This window comes from Pseudomonas sp. 05N434, from assembly GCF_056396965.1.
Map to the genome: position 1 here is coordinate 1 of NZ_JBFTMK010001203.1, position 366 is coordinate 366.

Consider the following 366-nt stretch of genomic DNA (forward strand, 5'->3'; position numbering starts at 1 on the left):
CTCAAACATAAGCTTGTGCGCATAATAGAGCCTGAAAACAATCTGATGAATCAAATACATTGAAAAGCTTATTTCACCAAGAACTACAAATAACCGATGCCTTAGAATTTTTGACACAAAACCTTTGTTTATGGCAAAACAAGCCACCACCAAACCAAAAAACAACCCAAGGGCGACGTGCGACAAGAACTCACCGGAAGCATTATTCGCAATTCCAACAAGCGAATATGAAGTAATCGCAATCCCAGCTAGCGAATATGAAGCCTCCACAATGCCCTGCGTCAAAAACACAATACCAGCTACACACAAAACCTCAAGCACGGTGCACAGAGCAAATCCGAATCCCTTCCACCCCTTGACATAGTC

General features: G+C 42.6%; 1 protein-coding gene. It reads right to left on the reverse strand.

Annotated features, from left to right (window positions below; translation table 11 throughout):
* The coding region (locus tag AC1DLB_RS32435; protein WP_477786587.1) for a hypothetical protein at positions 1-366 on the reverse strand (366 nt) is incomplete at both ends.